16 protein-coding genes, 1 tRNA gene, 1 rRNA gene, 1 pseudogene and 1 riboswitch are annotated in these 16,748 nt (G+C 37.0%); of the genes and pseudogenes, 13 read left to right on the forward strand and 6 right to left on the reverse strand.

What is annotated here, in order from left to right:
- The 3 genes from BM102_RS12050 to BM102_RS12060 all read left to right on the forward strand — a co-directional run.
- Window positions 1–316: ribosomal RNA gene (locus BM102_RS12050) — 23S ribosomal RNA — on the forward strand; the annotation flags it as partial.
- A gap of 60 nt (window positions 317–376) precedes the next feature.
- A tRNA-Thr gene (locus BM102_RS12055) sits at window positions 377–449 on the forward strand.
- Window positions 450–522: 73 nt separating this feature from the next.
- Window positions 523–1,653 carry an SLC13 family permease gene (locus tag BM102_RS12060; protein ID WP_242942937.1) on the forward strand — a complete coding sequence of 377 codons (1,131 nt, stop codon included), beginning with the start codon at window positions 523–525 and terminating at the stop codon, window positions 1,651–1,653.
- A gap of 36 nt (window positions 1,654–1,689) precedes the next feature.
- Here the strand turns inward: BM102_RS12060 and BM102_RS12065 are convergent, their stop codons facing one another.
- Window positions 1,690–1,995, reverse strand: coding sequence for a hypothetical protein (locus BM102_RS12065; RefSeq protein WP_044938744.1), 306 nt, complete (start codon window positions 1,993–1,995; stop codon window positions 1,690–1,692).
- 10 nt (window positions 1,996–2,005) lie between these two features.
- Window positions 2,006–2,383: a hypothetical protein gene (locus BM102_RS12070; RefSeq protein ID WP_044938741.1), complete on the reverse strand. Its 378-nt coding sequence runs from the start codon at window positions 2,381–2,383 to the stop codon at window positions 2,006–2,008.
- A 283-nt stretch (window positions 2,384–2,666) separates the two neighbouring features.
- Here BM102_RS12070 and BM102_RS12075 point away from each other — a divergent pair, with 283 nt between their 5' ends.
- Window positions 2,667–2,969 carry an antibiotic biosynthesis monooxygenase family protein gene (locus BM102_RS12075; RefSeq protein WP_049960421.1) on the forward strand — a complete coding sequence of 101 codons (303 nt, stop codon included), beginning with the start codon at window positions 2,667–2,669 and terminating at the stop codon, window positions 2,967–2,969.
- A gap of 98 nt (window positions 2,970–3,067) precedes the next feature.
- Complete coding sequence (gene rbr, locus BM102_RS12080) at window positions 3,068–3,610, forward strand: rubrerythrin (RefSeq protein ID WP_044938739.1); 543 nt, start codon at window positions 3,068–3,070, stop codon at window positions 3,608–3,610.
- A 41-nt stretch (window positions 3,611–3,651) separates the two neighbouring features.
- Here the strand turns inward: rbr and BM102_RS12085 are convergent.
- Both BM102_RS12085 and BM102_RS12090 read right to left on the reverse strand, forming a co-directional pair.
- Window positions 3,652–3,843 (reverse strand): annotated as a pseudogene (locus BM102_RS12085) (hypothetical protein); the annotation flags it as partial.
- A 13-nt stretch (window positions 3,844–3,856) separates the two neighbouring features.
- Window positions 3,857–5,446: a Y-family DNA polymerase gene (locus tag BM102_RS12090; protein WP_090482348.1), complete on the reverse strand. Its 1,590-nt coding sequence runs from the start codon at window positions 5,444–5,446 to the stop codon at window positions 3,857–3,859.
- 172 nt (window positions 5,447–5,618) lie between these two features.
- Between BM102_RS12090 and BM102_RS12095 the strand changes: the two genes are divergently transcribed.
- Both BM102_RS12095 and BM102_RS12100 read left to right on the forward strand, forming a co-directional pair.
- Entirely contained in the window at window positions 5,619–7,121 is a 1,503-nt protein-coding gene (locus tag BM102_RS12095; protein WP_090482351.1) for an NAD(P)H-hydrate dehydratase, read from the forward strand.
- A 356-nt stretch (window positions 7,122–7,477) separates the two neighbouring features.
- On the forward strand, window positions 7,478–8,680 hold the full coding sequence (locus BM102_RS12100; RefSeq protein WP_177194967.1) for a GGDEF domain-containing protein: 1,203 nt from the start codon (window positions 7,478–7,480) through the stop codon (window positions 8,678–8,680).
- Here the strand turns inward: BM102_RS12100 and BM102_RS12105 are convergent.
- Both BM102_RS12105 and BM102_RS12110 read right to left on the reverse strand, forming a co-directional pair.
- Window positions 8,666–9,628 (reverse strand): ion transporter, encoded by a 963-nt coding sequence (locus tag BM102_RS12105; RefSeq protein ID WP_330388638.1) that lies wholly within the window; start codon window positions 9,626–9,628, stop codon window positions 8,666–8,668. The two genes, BM102_RS12100 and BM102_RS12105, sit on opposite strands and share 15 nt — an antisense overlap.
- Window positions 9,629–9,655: 27 nt before the next feature.
- On the reverse strand, window positions 9,656–10,450 hold the full coding sequence (locus BM102_RS12110; protein ID WP_177194968.1) for an N-acetylmuramoyl-L-alanine amidase: 795 nt from the start codon (window positions 10,448–10,450) through the stop codon (window positions 9,656–9,658).
- A 106-nt stretch (window positions 10,451–10,556) separates the two neighbouring features.
- A riboswitch (Lysine riboswitch) is annotated at window positions 10,557–10,747 on the forward strand.
- 86 nt (window positions 10,748–10,833) lie between these two features.
- Here BM102_RS12110 and dapA point away from each other — a divergent pair.
- From dapA to upp, 6 genes are all read left to right on the forward strand, one after another.
- Complete coding sequence (dapA, locus tag BM102_RS12115; protein ID WP_090482363.1) at window positions 10,834–11,718, forward strand: 4-hydroxy-tetrahydrodipicolinate synthase; 885 nt, start codon at window positions 10,834–10,836, stop codon at window positions 11,716–11,718.
- Entirely contained in the window at window positions 11,705–13,240 is a 1,536-nt protein-coding gene (locus tag BM102_RS12120; RefSeq protein ID WP_090482366.1) for a Na+/H+ antiporter NhaC family protein, read from the forward strand. Before dapA ends, BM102_RS12120 begins: the two co-directional genes overlap by 14 nt.
- 43 nt (window positions 13,241–13,283) lie before the next feature.
- Entirely contained in the window at window positions 13,284–13,760 is a 477-nt protein-coding gene (locus BM102_RS12125; protein ID WP_090482369.1) for a KdsC family phosphatase, read from the forward strand.
- A complete protein-coding gene (locus BM102_RS12130; protein ID WP_044938707.1) occupies window positions 13,760–14,524 on the forward strand; it encodes a TraX family protein in 765 nt (254 codons plus the stop codon). Before BM102_RS12125 ends, BM102_RS12130 begins: the two co-directional genes overlap by 1 nt.
- Window positions 14,525–14,638: 114 nt before the next feature.
- Window positions 14,639–15,994, forward strand: a complete 1,356-nt coding sequence (locus tag BM102_RS12135; protein ID WP_044938705.1) for a uracil-xanthine permease family protein — start codon at window positions 14,639–14,641, stop codon at window positions 15,992–15,994.
- Window positions 15,995–16,099: 105 nt separating this feature from the next.
- A complete protein-coding gene (upp, locus tag BM102_RS12140) occupies window positions 16,100–16,738 on the forward strand; it encodes a uracil phosphoribosyltransferase (protein ID WP_033153058.1) in 639 nt (212 codons plus the stop codon).
- Window positions 16,739–16,748: the final 10 nt, after the last annotated feature.

Here is a 16,748-nt window from a genome sequence, read left to right on the forward strand (position 1 = left end):
TTCAGAACGTCGTGAGACAGTTCGGTCCCTATCCGGCGCGGGCGTAGGATATTTGAGAGGAGCTGCCCCTAGTACGAGAGGACCGGGGTGGACGGACCACTGGTGTATCAGCTGTCGACCAACGGCATAGCTGAGTAGCCAAGTCTGGACGGGATAAACGCTGAAGGCATCTAAGCGTGAAGCCCCCCTCAAGATGAGATATCCCATTCCTTTAAGGAAATAAGATCCCTTATAGACGATAAGGTAGATAGGTTCAAGGTGTAAGTGCGGTAACGCATTCAGCTGATGAATACTAATAGATCGAAGGTTTATTCTAAAAAGAAGATATGTAGTATCGGAATACTGTGTGAAGTTTTGAGGTTGTTATTTATAACAAGCCGATGTGGCTCAATTGGCAGAGCAGCTGATTTGTAATCAGCAGGTTATCGGTTCGAGTCCGATCATCGGCTTTGACTTTAAATCGCATGCTTAATAGCTTGCGATTTTTTTTTATAATTTTTTATTTTATGTGGGGATTGTATTGTGGAAGCTATAAAACATTTTATTAAAAATGAAATTGTACTGTGTGTAGCCTTGGTTTTAGCTATTGTTTCTTGTTTTTTTGTTCATCCAAGTAGGGATTATTTTAACTATATTGATTATCGTACTCTTAGTATTCTTTTATCTCTGATGATAACAATGGCTGGATTTCAGAGATTATCAGTATTTAGACAGATAGGTGAAATACTGGTTGGTAAGATGAATTCGATAAGAGGGATAGTCCTAATCTTATTAGGATTGTGCTTCTTTTCAAGCATGTTTATAACAAATGATGTAGCACTACTAACATTTGTACCGTTTTCTATAATTACGCTTTCGATTTCAAATAGAAAAGACTTGTTTATTGTAGTTATCGTATTTGAAACAATTGCGGCAAATCTTGGAAGCATGCTAATTCCTTTGGGAAATCCACAAAATCTCTATTTATATTCATTATCAAATATGAATTTGTTAAGCTTTATTTCTATAATGCTACCTTATAGTGTATGTGCATTAATCCTTTTAGTTTTAAGCACATATTTATTTGTGAAAGATGCTCCTGTATCTGTTTCAGGGGATTCAAAAAAGGTATATAACAGAACACCGTATGAAAAGAAATTGATTGGATTATATATATTTGCATTTTTAGCATCATTATTAGTAGTGGCAAGGATAATACCTTATTATGTTTCTTTGATAGTAGTAATTCTATTGGTTGTGATATTTGATAGAAGAGTGCTTAGAAAGCCTGATTATTCTTTAATGTTTACTTTTGTTTTTCTATTTGTTTTCATTGGTAACATTAAGAATATATCAATTATTAGTACATTTTTAGAAGCGTTGATTAAGAACAATGAAGTGATAGTTTCAGTTTTTCTGAGTCAGTTTATAAGCAATGTGCCTGCAGCTATACTTTGTTCAGGATTTACAAATGATATACCAAAACTAATTATAGGAACGAATCTAGGTGGATTAGGGACACTTATTGCTTCAATGGCAAGCCTTATTTCATTTAAACAATATAGCTATATTGATGGAGCTAATAGCAAAAAATACATTAAAGTATTTTCTATATTTAATATTGTTTTTTTAATTATTATGCTTATAGAGTATACGATTATAAACTTGGTATAAGAAAAGCCTCGTGCTCAGCACGAGGCTTTTAATCTTTTAGTTTGATAATGAATGTCTAATTACGCCTTTTGGATCTTTAATTAAGATAAAGATAATCCAAATAACAAGTGCTAATGCAATAACAGAAAAACCAAGGAATGTATCATTGATCATATCTTCCAAGGCTGGAGTAAAGTACTCGGCACGTAATTCAGCATATTCAAAGATTGCATCTACGAACCACATTATTGATGCACCCCAAAACATAAACATTAACACATGAAGTTGCATATCATTATTTTTGCGATTATACCATAATACTGTACTAATAACCGCAGCGATAACTGTAATCAGTAATGTCATATTATCCCCCTTAATTAGTTGTTTTCATTGTAGAAATAGGTCTTTTTACAATCATATCAGCTGTAACGCACATGCCAATCCAAATAACTGTTACTAGAACTGCCATTGATACACCTACAGTTGCTATTTCATGAAGCATTTCCTGAGTATCTTCTGGATTAGACATTGCTGTTAAAAATGGGAAGAAAGGTTGTACTTCTCCGTGCCATACATGCTCAAATGCAAGTAAAGCAGAACCACCCCATAAAAGATTTGAAAGCCATTTTAACTTTCTTGTCATAGGTACTGCCATGTTATCTTCATGTTTTTCTGTACCCTGTTTTTCCATTCTTTTCTTAATGATTGTTGTTACGACAGCTTCTCCAGCTGGAACAGTAAAGCAAGCCATAATTCCCCTCCTTAAATTTATTGGTTGATTCAATTCTGTAATGAATCTCAAATAATTATAGCAGCGAAAAACCAAGTATTATAGGGAATTGCGTTAATTCGTGTATTCAAAAAAATATAGCTGTTATTCCAATGAGGAATATCTGTCATATTAATGATTAAATAAAAGATGCTTACAGTCAAATACAATCCGTATTTTATTTTGAATTTTGGAGTAAAAGCGCTATAATAGGCTTCGAGTTTGTTTTTTACTCAAAAGATATAATGTTAGAGAGAGAAAGAGAATGTTAAAACAGGTAGTTATTTGGACATTACAGGATAAATGTTTTGGCCCAAACCTTAGTGCTATTAAAGGCAATATTAAAACGAGATTCGAAGAGTTAAATGGACAGGTTCCAGGACTCAATAGAATTGAGGTACACAGTGAGTGCATGAGCTCATCTAATGGTGATGTTATTATGGTAGCAGAATTTGAAGATGAAGCATCATTAAAGCAAAGAGAGAATAATGAAATGTGGAGTGCAGCAATGAAAGAGACAGTAGTTCCATTTGTTGATGTTACAACACATGTTGAGTATGCTTATTAATAATGCACTAAATTACACTAATTAATTTTACACAATATAAACTTTAGATGTGTTACAATCTTCCTAAAGATACTATTAATGTATAAGGAGGATTTGTGATGGCAGAAAACAAATATGCAGGTACTAAGACAGAGAAGAACCTTTGGGAAGCTTTTGCTGGCGAATCAATGGCAAGAAACAAATATACATATTTTGCATCAGTTGCAAAAAAGGCTGGTTATGAGCAGATTGCAGCGTTATTTTTAAAGACTGCTGATAACGAGAAAGAACATGCAAAGCTTTGGTTTAAAGCTCTTGGTGAAATAGGAGATACACCTGCCAATCTTTTACATGCTGCAGAAGGCGAAAATGCTGAATGGACAGATATGTATGATAGAATGGCTAGAGAAGCTGAGGAAGAAGGTTTCCCAGAGCTTGCAGCACAGTTTAGAGGCGTAGGTGCTATTGAAAAGGAACACGAGGAAAGATATCGTAAGCTTTTGAACAATGTGGAAGCTATGGAGGTCTTCAAAAAGAGTGGTGTAACAATGTGGGAATGCCGCAATTGTGGACATATAGTTGTTGGAGTAGAAGCGCCTGATGTTTGTCCGGTATGCAATCATCCAAAGGCATATTTTGAAGTAAGAGCAGAGAATTATTAATAAATAATATAAGCTGGAGCAAATAAGCTCCAGCTTTTTTATTCGTGAGATTTTTGGGCCTCTTCGTTAATCATATCTTCGTAACCGGTAAGAGCTGCAAAGGGTGCAAACTGAGCAGCACGATCATACAAGCTCATATGTGGATGGGTGAGAGATTGATGGTGAGGCATATCGATTATATCTTTGTATACGATTCGTGGGTCGGGTTCGTTTTTTCTATATCCTTTTGCCATAGTTTTACTCCTTTTATTCACCAGAAGAATGGCCACCAACTTGTTTATTGCGTTTCATGGTCATGGCACCATCTTGGAGATTCATACCTTTTAGTACCGAATTTTTTCCAAATTTATCATGCATTGCCAGGGTGGCTTTTTGAAGCTTACGTTCTTTTTCATCAGCTTTATCAGCTGCTTCTTTTTCCTTTTCCAATGCATTATAGTCAGTGAAAAGATCCATTTGGTAAGGCGCATCATCCGGTATTTTATTAATAGGAATCAGATCACATGCTACAACATTTATTCTGCGAACTAATAGGTCAGAATCGATGATACGATCGTATAGCTCAACCATTGTCTCCATAATTCTTTGGGTGGAGCTGGTCCAACGGTCTAAGTTGCCTGTCCCATGTGCATGATAAGGGATGGGGCGACCAAAGTGATCAACAGAAACTTTTCCAGTATAGTATTTGTTTGTTCCGGCTATTTTAAAAGTAGATCGTCCTATACTTGAACCTTCTTTTTCAAATTCCAGGCTTGTTCTATCGTATCCGATGGTTAATTCAATCTTTTTGGTAACCAAATCCTTTCTTACTAAATCAAGAACCAAAAGCTCTGTCATTTCTTTGACTATGAGCCTAGCCTTGTCTGTAGTGTAAGGTTCCATAAGAACTTGACCACTGGAAAGGCTGTTTGTTTGAGGTCTATAGCTTTTGATAGTGGCAATTTCGGTAGGCTCCCAACCCCAAGCGTGGTCGATAAGTAGCTCGGCATTAATACCTAATGCTTTATATAGGACATCTTCGTTGTATACGCTGGTGCGTGCAATATCTCCCATAGTGAATATGCCCAGTTTTGCAAGGCGACGTGCAATACCACCACCTACGCGCCAAAAGTCTGTGATAGGCTGATGACACCAGAGAAGCTCACGATAGGTTCTTTCGTTTAGTTCAGCGATTCTAACACCCTGTTCATCCGCAGGAACGTGTTTGGCAACAATATCCATTGCTATTTTGGCAAGGTACATATTGGTCCCAATGCCAGCGGTTGCTGTGATACCCGTTTCCTTAAGAACATCACGAATCATACGCATTGCAAGCTCGTGAGCGGTACAAGAATAGGTATTTAAATAGCCTGTAACATCGATGAAGCACTCATCAATGGAATAAACATGAATATCATCATCTGAAACATATCGAAGATAAATAGAAAAAATATAAGTGGATATTTCTTCATATCGTTTCATTCTAGGTGGAGCCGCAATATATGCAAGCTCTAGCGAAGGATCTTTTTCCAACTCTACTGCATCAGAAGATGAACCTGTAAAGTGGTATTCTCCAGTTTCTGGATCCTTTGGAAGTAATCCTAAAGCAAGGGCACGACTAAAACGCTCTGCATTTACCTCTTTTACTCTTTGGATGACTTCAAATAAACGGGCTCTACCTGAAATTCCATAGGCCTTCAGTGAAGGGCTGACAGCTAGACAGATTGTTTTTTCGGTACGGGAGGAATCAGCCACAACCAGATTAGTAGTAAGTGGATCCAAGCCTCTATCAGTGAGCTCGCAAGAAGCATAAAAGGACTTTAAATCGATAGCTATAAAAGCTCGATCCTTTTCCATATGACTGACCTCCTTTCGTAATATTGCAACTTATATGTTATAACCGAACACGCATTCGTGTCAATCGAACATAGAAATATTTTGTAAAATACATAGATTTTGAGTAATGTAGTATACTGTTGTTAGATTTTTGAGTTTACTATCCAAATGAACATTCAAATGGGGGACAACAATGACAGAATTATTATCAGCTAAACAGATGCAGGCTTGTGATAAAAGAACCATTGAAAAACATGAAATACCATCTTTGGTTTTAATGGAAAGAGCGGCTCTTAAAGTAGTTGAAACTATAGAAAAAGAATATGAGAATGCCAATAGTTTTTCAGTAGTTTGTGGTCCTGGAAATAACGGTGGTGATGGTGTTGCTATTGCAAGACTGTTGCATCTAAAAGGTAAAACGGTAGACTGCATGGTGCTGGGTGACTCTGAAAAGTTTTCTGAGCAGTTAAAGCAGGAGATAAAAATAACAGAAAGCTATGGGATGACAATTCACAACAAGCTAATTGAAGAATCTATAGAACAAGCTGACTTAACCATAGATGCTATGTTTGGTATAGGTCTGTCACGAGGATTGTCAGGAGAGTATGATTATGCAGCAGCAATGATCGATCAAGGTGCAAATAGAGTTTTAGCAGTGGATATTCCTTCGGGCTACAATGCAGATAGTGGAAAACTTTTAGGAGAAACTGGCGTAAGGGCGGACATTACTGTTACCTTTGCTTATATGAAAAAAGGTATGCTGCTTGGGGATTGCAAAGCAGCTGTTGGAAAAATGGTTGTAGCAGATGTTGGAATCTACCTGGAAAGAGGAACAGACCAATATGAAAATTTAATTGATGATGATATTTTCAAATTTGTAAAGTCACGAGCTGTAGATGCTAATAAAGGTAGCTGTGGAAAGCTTCTTGTTATTGCAGGGAGTGAAAGCATATACGGGGCATGTTATCTTTCTGCAAAATCGGCTCTTACTACAGGTACAGGGCTGGTGAAAATATATACTCACAAGAATAATATTGCAAGTATTCAGCAAAACTTACCTGAGGCAATGTATGCAGGATATGATGAATACAATGAAAAGGATTTGTCAGAGGAAATAAAATGGGCATCGACTGCTTTAATTGGCCCTGGTTTAGGGACATCTGGCATGTCAAAAAGAATTCTTAAGCAGATATTGAGGGAAGCAAATTATCCCCTAATAATTGATGCAGACGGAATAAATCTGTTAGCAGAAGAAGAGATGAAAGAACTATTCAAGGAAACTTCAGCAAGAGTACCTGTTGTTATTACTCCACATTTAAAAGAGATGGAACGTCTGACGGGCGTTAAAGTGTCTGATATTAACTATAATATGGAGCAGGTAGCTATGGACTTTGCAAAAGAATATGGCTGCATAGTTGTGCTTAAAAATTTTACTACGATTATCACAGATGGCACACAGGTCTCTTACGTAAATAGCGGTAATGAAGGTTTGGCAACCCCAGGTTCCGGAGATGTGTTGGCAGGAGCAATAGCATCATTAATATCTCAAAAGGTTAATCCACAGATAAGAGTGGCGGTTTGTGCGGCAACTCATCTTCATGGAAAGGCCGGTACTGAGGCATCAAAAAAATATGGGGTTAGAGGCGTGCTGGCTAGACATATAATTGATGAATTCGGGAATATTAAGGGGTTATAGGCAATAGTTTCACAGTTATTTCACAATGTGGGCAAATTATTATTAGATAAATATGCTAATGTTATGCTATGTTTAAGTTTGTTGATTTATACAAAAGAACTCAACATAACGAGAATGCTCAAATTAAAACTTACTTTGTGGAATGCATTGAAAACATCAATAAGAGCAATCTTTACATGATGCGCAAGGTCTGCATGTATACTGCAATAATTTACTTATTATTGCTGATCTTGGCTTATTTTGTTGTGCCTAGTTTTAGTATTAATAAGGTGCATTTTCTTATTGTTCCACTTTTGGTCATTTACTATGTAATAAATACACATATAAGAAAACCTTCAGTCACTCTAAGTACTCACATGACTGGTGTGGTTTGTGGTATCTTTTATTTTTCATTAGTAACAATAATCATGTTATTTGATGCAGTTGCAGTTCCAGATCGTCCTGCAGTATGGACGCCGTTAGTTATAGCACTGTTTCCAATGGTTTACATTGACAAAATGTACAAATACGGCATAGAAGAACTTATAGCTATAATAATTTATGCCATAATTGCGTTTTTTAATAAGGAGCCAGAGCTATATACCAGAGAATTGTATATGCTAGTGGCAGCATATGTTTTGTCTATGTTGTCAGCACATATTATTCTTGTAATGCGCAGCCGAGAAGGCTTGGCAATGATAGAACTAAAGGAACTTAGTTCTTTAGACAAATTGACGCATGTTTTAAATAAAGATGCGTTGATGCAAAGAATGGAAAGTCATTATGAACATAAAAAGCCAGAGGAATCATGTGCAATGCTTATGATTGATTTGGATAATTTTAAGGATGTTAATGATAATCTGGGACACGATTCAGGTGATAGGCTTTTGGAGCGAGTAGGCCAGCTTTTAATTGATAATTTTAGAGCCTACGATATAATTGGTCGTTATGGTGGAGATGAATTTGTTGTACTGATGCCAAAGATGAATGATATGACCATCCTAGAGACGAGATGTCGAACTTTGCAGATGTTTATGACAGATATTAATCTTGGAAATGGTCAACCATTTACAGCAAGTATTGGCGCAATAATAGATGGTGGAAATCATTCATGCAACGAAATTTTTAGAATGGCAGATGATGCTTTATACAAATCAAAACTAACTGGTAAAAGTAGATGTACAGCATGGAATATTGAGTGTATAGAGAATCCATCGAAACCTGTTATAATTGCGCTGACTGACGAGAATAATGACAAAGCGATAGGCTTGTGCGGAGTATTGTCTGATGAATTTGAGATAGTAAAGACTCACAATGAAGACGAGGCCCTAAGATATATAAGCCAATATCATGAACATTTGGAATTGGTGGCGGTTAATATGTCGTTGGTAGATGAAAGTGGAATAATTATTAAATATTTAAAGAAACGAGAAAGCTTTACACATGTGCCAATTCTAGCTGTGGCAAGCTCCCCAGAGGAGAGCTTCCAAGCAAAAGAATTAGGTTCTGATGAAGTCATCATGATTGATTCAGAGGACGAGTTATATAAAGAAACAGTTAATAGATTAATACGTATGTAAGAAATATACATCGGCGGCAAGGATTACTTTGTCGCCGGTTTTTAATTTGAGCTCTTGTAGAGGAATGAGAGCTTCATCATCGCGCATAACGACAGCAGGTAGGAAATGATCAGGAGCGCTTATATCAGATATTCGCAATCCGTTCCAACAATGAACATCGTTGATATTAACTGTGATTAAATCGATATGTTCATCCTTTGCAAAGTTTGCAAGAAGCTTGACCCTAGAATAGTGCTCAACGAAGCCTGCACTGATAATACCGGTTGGAATAGCAACCACTCCAACGCCCAAAAAAGCTGTTACAATAGCCATTATTCTGCCGGCAACAGTGATTGGATATATATCACCATACCCTACTGTCAATAAAGTAGATACAGACCACCATATTCCTGAAAATGCATTTCTGAATACATCAGGTTGAGCATCGTGCTCAGCGTAGTAAATACCAATTGAACTTGCTAACATAAGGATTAGTACTATCATTACGGATGATAGTATTTGATTCTTTTTTTCTTGTAATACTGATATGATTACGGCAAAAGAATCATATTGTCCGTTGATTCTAAACAGGTGAAAGATTCGTACGATTCTAAGGATTCTAAATGCAACAAACCCTGATAAATAGAAAAATGGCAAAATGGTAAATAAATCGACGATTCCGTCAAATGATATTAAAAATTTAAGAATAGCTTTAGCCTTCGAAAGGTTAGGATATAGCAAATCTGCCGTCCAAATTCTAAGAGCATATTCTATGCAAAAAATAAAAATTGTGATATAGGCTATTTTGTCTAAAAAAGAAAAATAAGGAGATAATTCGCAGTAGGTTTCAAGGACCATCACCAGTATATTTATACTGATGATGATAGTGATAAAAATATCAAAAAGCCTACTTGGAATATCATCCTTATTTCCAATTTGAATAATATTAAAAATTCTTTGTTTGCTCAAAACAAAAATCTCCCCAATACATTCTAATTACTTTAATGTGAGTCCGTAATAGTTTGCAATACCTGTTGCATCTGCAATTCCCAGCTGCTGATATTGCTCAGGCGTTGAAAGATGATTAACTCTATCAGAGTAGTTTGTGCAGAAAGCATGCTCAACAATGACACATGGGAAACCTGATGTCTTAGACTGATTTATAAGAGCGTAGAAGTCTTTTGCAGAACCATCTGGATATTTGCTAGACTCAGAATCTCTTGTAACAATACCAGTACCGTTTGGACATAGCTTCCAATTGTTTATATTAAGACCAGTAGCTGTAAGCTGAGTCAGAATCGACTGACCAAGTGCAGTACCAGCAACACATATGTCTGGCTTGTAGTTTGCGTTTGGAACGATAATCTTAGAACCATTCTGAGATGTATCTAAATCAGGGTCATAGTCATTGTGCAAACTGATAAGAACATCGGCCTTAACTGATTTTGCATAGTTGACACGGGCTGATAAGCAAGAAGATTTTGAATCAGGATCAGCGCCGTAAGGACATTCGAAACCATAACGAGTCATATATACTGTAACGCCAGAATATTTCTCTAATTCAGCTTTGCAATAGTATGCAATGTAGAGATTGGCAATGCCTTCTTCAAAGTTTTCATAATGACATCCTGTATGAGTAGTATCGTGGCCTGGATCAAGGACTACAACGATATTTTTTTTAGCTGAAGATTTTGTTTTTGCTTCAGAGTAAAAAGAGTTGCTTGTAAAAAGCAAGGATACAAGGGTAAGTCCAAGAACAAGACTTATACCTTTTTTGAAAAACGATTTCATCTTATATTCCTCCATAAATTTGATTCAATTTTAACATAGATTTACATTTGTTAGCAATTTATAGTTGACATGTAAAACATAGCGATGTAGTATATACACAAATTTAATAAGAGATAGAGGTTGCGAAAGACAAAAGTAATCTTGTTGATGGGACAGGCCCATGTGATACAGGATGAAAGGGGATTTCGCCGAAGGAGAGTAGCACCTGATGCTGCTTGTCCTGGGCATATGGTTAATAGCCACATGACTGTCATCTAATGCAATGTTTGCAGTAATAGATGGGGAGCTATCATAAGATGTATTTGATTTATGTTGCCGACCATTTATTGGTCGGCTTTTTTATTGCATCAATTGGGATTTATTAGCTAAAAGGAGGAAACGTAATGAGTATTTTTACAGGTGCAGCAGTAGCGATTGTCACACCATTTAATGAGGATTGTTCAGTTAATTATGAAAAGCTCGATAAGTTGATTGAGTATCAAATTGAAAACAATACAGACGCTATTGTTATTTGTGGTACAACAGGTGAAGCTTCAACTCTTTCACATGAGGAACACTTAGATGTGGTTTGTCATTGTATAAAAACGGTTAATCATCGTGTGCCAGTTATTGCAGGTACTGGTTCAAATTCCACAGAGACAGCTATTTATTTGTCAAAGGAAGCAGAGGCTGCCGGTGCTGATGCTGTGCTTTTGGTTACTCCTTATTATAATAAGGCAACCCAAAACGGACTCTATGTTCATTTTAAAGATACAGCTGATGCCATTAATATCCCATGTATCCTTTACAATGTACCAAGTCGTACAGGTTGCAACATCCTTCCTGAGACAGCTGTGAGACTTGCAAAGGATGTTAAGAATATTGTTGCAATAAAAGAAGCATCAGGAAATATAAGTCAAATTGCAAAGCTTCTTCAGCTGGCAGATGGATGCATTGATGTGTATTCTGGCAATGATGATCAAATAGTTCCAATCATGTCACTTGGAGGTATTGGAGTAATATCCGTTCTTTCAAATGTTGCGCCTCAGCAGACTCATGATTTGTGCCAGGCATGCTTGGACGGAGATTACAAAAAGGCATCAAAGATGCAGTTAGAAGCATTACCTCTTATTGATTCGTTATTCTCTGAGGTTAACCCAATCCCAGTAAAGAAAGCTCTTAATCTTATGGGATTTGAAGTGGGACCTCTTAGAAAACCTCTTACAGAAATGGAAGAGGGGCATACTAATATTTTAAAGGAGAACATGAAGACATATGGAATTTACTAATACAATATGGTCGCTTTTGCCACCAATTATTGCTATCGCCCTTGCGTTAATCACAAAGGAAGTTTACTCTTCACTATTCATAGGAATATTCGCAGGCGGATTATTGTATGCTGGATTTAATCTTACAGCAGCAATGGAACATATCTTTGTAGATGGAATGATAGGTCAGCTTTCAGATAGCTGGAATGTCGGTATTCTGATTTTCTTGGTTGTACTTGGAAGCATGGTTATGCTTATGAACAGAGCTGGTGGCTCAGCAGCTTTCGGTAAATGGGCTGTTACCCATGTTAAGACAAAAGCTGGTGCTCAGGTTGCTACTATCGTACTTGGTATGTTGATATTCATCGATGATTATTTCAACTGTTTAACAGTAGGTTCAGTTATGAGACCGGTTACAGATAAGCACGGCATTTCAAGAGAAAAGCTTGCATATTTAATAGATGCAACTGCCGCTCCAGTTTGTATTATTGCTCCTATTTCATCGTGGGCAGCAGCTGTAACAGGATTTGTAGATGGTGCTAATGGCCTTTCATTATTTATTAAGGCTATCCCATACAACTTCTACGCATTATTGACACTTGTAATGATGTTTACAATCACATATATGAACTTTGATTATGGCTCAATGAATTTGGCTGAGCTTAATCACATGGCACAGAATAAAATCAAAGTTAAAAAGGATGGAGCAGCATTAACAGGAGCAGAGGATCAGCCACATCCACCTGTTTCTCAGAAGGGTAAGGTTATTCACCTTGTGCTCCCAATTGTATCGCTTATCATCTGCTGTGTAATCGGAATGATTTATACAGGCGGCTTTTTCTCAGGCGAGAATTTTATCGATGCATTTTCAAATTCAGATGCATCAGTTGGACTTGTATATGGTTCAGTTGTAGCGCTTATAATTACAATTATTTTCTATCTTGCAACAAAGGTTCTTAGCTTTAATGAATGTATGAACGCTATCCCAGAGGGATTTAAGAGTATGGTTCCTGCAATCTTAGTACTTACATTTGCATGGACATTAAAGGCAATGACAGATTCTCTTGGTGCAGCAGAGTATGTTGGTGGACTTGTTGCTGTAATCGCTGATAACAGAGCACTTATGAGTCTTTTGCCAGCACTTGTATTTGTGGTAGGTATCTTCCTTGCATTTGCAACTGGTACATCATGGGGTACATTTGGTATTCTCATTCCTATCGTTGTAAATGTATTTGGTGGTGATGTTAATAATGAGCTTATGATTATTGCAATTTCAGCTTGTATGGCTGGAGCAGTTTGTGGCGATCATTGCTCACCTATTTCAGATACTACAATCATGGCATCAGCAGGTGCAGAATGTAATCACATTAGCCATGTAAGTACACAGCTTCCATATGCAATGACAGTTGCTGCGGTTTCGTTTGTTTCATATATTATTTCGGGCTTTGTTAGAAACTGGGCAATATGCTTGATAATAGGTATAGCCCTTATGATTGGTACATTATTTGCTATCAAAACAATTTTTGTAAAGAAAACTGCATAAGAATATTGTATAATCTCCTTAGATTTTCTAAGGAGATTTTTTAATGAAGAATATAAAGTATTTAGTATTAGATGTTGATGGCACACTTACGGATGGCCATATTTATATGGGGCAGGATGGGGAAATAATGAAAGCCTTTTCAGCCAAAGATGGATATGGTATTTGTCATATAGCAAAACCAAATGGAATCACACCTGTTATTATTACAGGCCGTGTTAGTAAGATAGTAGAGAATCGCGCAAAGGAGCTTAGCATCACAGAGATACATCAGGGAGTTGCAGATAAGTTGCCAAAGCTTATGGAAATCCTTGAAAAGAATGGAGATACTTTGGAACAATGTGCATATTGTGGTGATGATTTAAATGATTATGATTGCATGAAGCATATCAAAGACGCTGGTGGTATTGTTGGTTGCCCAGCAGATGCGGCAAAGGAAGTTATCGAACTTGCTGATTATGTTGCTAGCAAAGACGGCGGTAGAGGTGCAGTTAGAGAATTTATAGAATGGTTGGTTGAATAATGGAGAAAAAATCTTTTGAAATCACAGGAACAGGTCTTAAACTGATTGCGGTTATTACTATGTTTATAGACCATATTGGAGCAGGTCTGCTGGAAGTATGGCTTACTAATAATGCCGGTGTTATATCACAAGAACTTTATGGCAAAGTATTTCTTGTTGATGCTGTTTTGCGAAGCATAGGTCGTATGGCCTTTCCTATATACTGCTATATGCTTGTGGAAGGCTTTATACACACTAGAAATCTTAAAAAATATGCTATTCGTTTGCTTACTATAGCAGTGATTTCGGAAGTTCCATTTGATTATCTTTTCAGAAGAAGTTTCTTTGATTTAAATTACAATAATGTCCTTTGGACTTTATTATTGGGACTAGGTGTCCTCTATGCTTATTCACTTATAGACAAGCTGGATTTTAACGTATATGCGATATATGCTTGCAGGATTCTTGTAATGTTTGCAGGTATGGGCGTGGCATACTTTACTCATCTTGATTATAAGATGGCTGGCGTGACCTGTATATCAGTAATGTACTATTTGAATGGTCCAACTAAAAAACAAAGATTATTGTCCTTTGGAATGGGCGTGCTTATGCTGACACTTATGTCTAGTGTTTTAGAGGTATTTGCATTCTTGATGCTTATTCCTGTTTCATGCTATTACGGAAAACGTGGAGCTGATAGTGTGGCTTTACGTAGATTTTTCTACCTCTTTTATCCTGCCCACATAATTCTACTAGGGTTGGTAGCATATGTGCTAAAAATATAGTAGTTATAAATAGTAATAAAAACTATTGTCAAACCTATATCAAAATGATAGAATACTGAAAGTTTAAGTTAATTTAAACTTTCAGTTTAGGTTAAACAAAAAAGGAGGATATGTATGAACACTCATGCACCAATTAAAGATGCCACTCAGCTTGGTATTCCGAAGATGTTAGTTTTGGGACTTCAGCATTTATTTGCAATGTTTGGAGCGACTATTTTAGTTCCAATTCTCGTCAACAACTATTTCGAAGGCGAAGGTCTTTCAATTCAAGTTACTTTATTTTTCGCAGGTCTCGGTACCTTATTTTTCCATTTATGTTCTAAATTCAAAGTTCCCGCATTTCTTGGTTCATCATTTGCTTTTTTAGGCGGATTTCACACAGTTGCTAATTTAAATACAGGTATTTTCAAAAACATGACAATGGGCGAAAAGCTTCCATACGCATGCGGCGGTATTGTTGTGGCTGGTTTATTATATTTGGTACTTGCACTTGTAATAAAACTTGTTGGAATTAAAAAGGTTATGAAATACCTTCCACCAGTTGTTACTGGTCCAATCATCATTTGCATCGGATTGTCATTAGCGCCTTCAGCTATAAGCAATGCATCTCAGAACTGGTTGCTTGCAATCATTGCACTTGCTGTTGTTATTATTTTCAACATTTGGGGAAAGGGAATCTTTAGAATCCTTCCAATTCTTATGGGTGTAGTAATCTCATATGCTTGCGCACTTATTTTTAACGCACTTGGAATGACAAATGCAGATGGAAGTGCAATCCTTGATTTTGCAGCAGTTCACGAAGCGTCTTGGGTCGGCTTACCAGATTTCTTCATTTGCAAATTCAATATTTCTGCAATCCTTGTAATGGCTCCAATCGCCATTGCTACAATGATGGAACATATCGGAGATATGTCTGCTATTTCAGCAACAGTAGGAGAGGATTTTGTTACTGATCCAGGTTTACATAGAACACTTGTAGGTGATGGTCTTGCAACAAGTATTTCAGCAATGTTCGGTGGTCCAGCTAATACAACATATGGAGAGAACACTGGCGTACTTGAGCTTTCAAAGGTTCACGATCCTAAGGTAATCAGAATTGCAGCTTGCTATGCAATCGTACTTTCATTCATCCCTAAGATGGCAGATATCATTGGTACAATGCCAAGTGCAATCGTAGGTGGAATAAGCTTCATGCTTTATGGTATGATAAGTGCAATAGGAATAAGAAACGTTGTAGAGAATCATGTTGATTTTACACACTCAAGAAACCTTATCATTGCAGCAGTTATCCTTGTATGCGGTCTTGGTTTTTCAGATGGTCTTACATTCACAGTAGGAAGCACAGACATTACACTTACAAGTCTTGCAATTGCAGCAATCGCAGGTGTAGTTCTCAATGCTATCATTCCTGGTAGAGATTACGAATACGGTGATCCTGAAAGATACAGATTTGATAAAGAAGGTATTTAATTCTATTTAAAAAAGTTACTGCAGCTGATAAAATAGAAATATAGATATCAACCCTTTCATTATTATAAGAGGGATAAATAGATAAATTTTTTGGAGGCTAATTTAATGGAGAAATTAGATAACGTAGTAGAGCTTACACATCCTCTACTTCAGCACAAAATTACAATGCTTAGAGATAAGAACACAGGAACAGCAGAGTTCCGTGCTCTTGTAGAAGAAATAGCTATGCTTGAGGCTTTTGAAGCACTCAACGATTTACAGACAGTAGATATCGAGTGTGAGACACCAATCGAAAAGTGCATGGCACCAGTTATTGCTGGTCGTAAGATGGCAATCGTACCAATCCTTCGCGCAGGTCTTGGTATGGTTAACGGTATTCAGAAGCTTGTACCAACAGCAAAGATTGGTCACATTGGTATGTATCGTGATGAGGAAACACATATTCCACACGAGTATTACTGCAAGCTCCCAAGCCCAATCGAGGAGCGTCTTATCGTTGTAACAGATCCTATGCTTGCTACAGGTGGTTCAGCAATCGATGCTATCACACTCATTAAGCAGCATGGTGGAAAGAGAATTAAGTTTATGGCAATTATTGCAGCTCCAGAGGGAGTTAGAGCTCTTCATGAGGCTCATCCTGATGTTCAGATTTACATTGGTCATATTGATCGTGAACTCAATTCTGATGCTTATATTTGCCCTGGTTTAGGAGATGCTGGAGATAGAATCTTCGGAACTAAGTAAAGGAGTCGAC

This window comes from Pseudobutyrivibrio sp. JW11 (assembly GCF_900115355.1).
In the GTDB taxonomy this organism is placed as follows: domain Bacteria; phylum Bacillota; class Clostridia; order Lachnospirales; family Lachnospiraceae; genus Pseudobutyrivibrio; species Pseudobutyrivibrio ruminis.

Excerpts from the sequence above, each read along its gene's own strand:
- BM102_RS12135 (WP_044938705.1), top strand. The coding sequence starts at position 14,639 with ATGAACACTCATGCACCAATTAAAGATGCCACTCAGCTTGGTATTCCG.
- BM102_RS12090 (WP_090482348.1), bottom strand. The coding sequence starts at position 5,446 with ATGGAAAAGGATCGAGCTTTTATAGCTATCGATTTAAAGTCCTTTTAT.
- BM102_RS12120 (WP_090482366.1), top strand. The coding sequence starts at position 11,705 with ATGGAATTTACTAATACAATATGGTCGCTTTTGCCACCAATTATTGCT.
- BM102_RS12065 (WP_044938744.1), bottom strand. The coding sequence starts at position 1,995 with ATGACATTACTGATTACAGTTATCGCTGCGGTTATTAGTACAGTATTA.
- BM102_RS12075 (WP_049960421.1), top strand. The coding sequence starts at position 2,667 with ATGTTAAAACAGGTAGTTATTTGGACATTACAGGATAAATGTTTTGGC.
- BM102_RS12130 (WP_044938707.1), top strand. The coding sequence starts at position 13,760 with ATGGAGAAAAAATCTTTTGAAATCACAGGAACAGGTCTTAAACTGATT.
- BM102_RS12100 (WP_177194967.1), top strand. The coding sequence starts at position 7,478 with ATGACTGGTGTGGTTTGTGGTATCTTTTATTTTTCATTAGTAACAATA.
- BM102_RS12125 (WP_090482369.1), top strand. The coding sequence starts at position 13,284 with ATGAAGAATATAAAGTATTTAGTATTAGATGTTGATGGCACACTTACG.
- upp (WP_033153058.1), top strand. The coding sequence starts at position 16,100 with ATGGAGAAATTAGATAACGTAGTAGAGCTTACACATCCTCTACTTCAG.
- rbr (WP_044938739.1), top strand. The coding sequence starts at position 3,068 with ATGGCAGAAAACAAATATGCAGGTACTAAGACAGAGAAGAACCTTTGG.
- BM102_RS12070 (WP_044938741.1), bottom strand. The coding sequence starts at position 2,383 with ATGGCTTGCTTTACTGTTCCAGCTGGAGAAGCTGTCGTAACAACAATC.
- BM102_RS12110 (WP_177194968.1), bottom strand. The coding sequence starts at position 10,450 with ATGAAATCGTTTTTCAAAAAAGGTATAAGTCTTGTTCTTGGACTTACC.
- dapA (WP_090482363.1), top strand. The coding sequence starts at position 10,834 with ATGAGTATTTTTACAGGTGCAGCAGTAGCGATTGTCACACCATTTAAT.
- BM102_RS12095 (WP_090482351.1), top strand. The coding sequence starts at position 5,619 with ATGACAGAATTATTATCAGCTAAACAGATGCAGGCTTGTGATAAAAGA.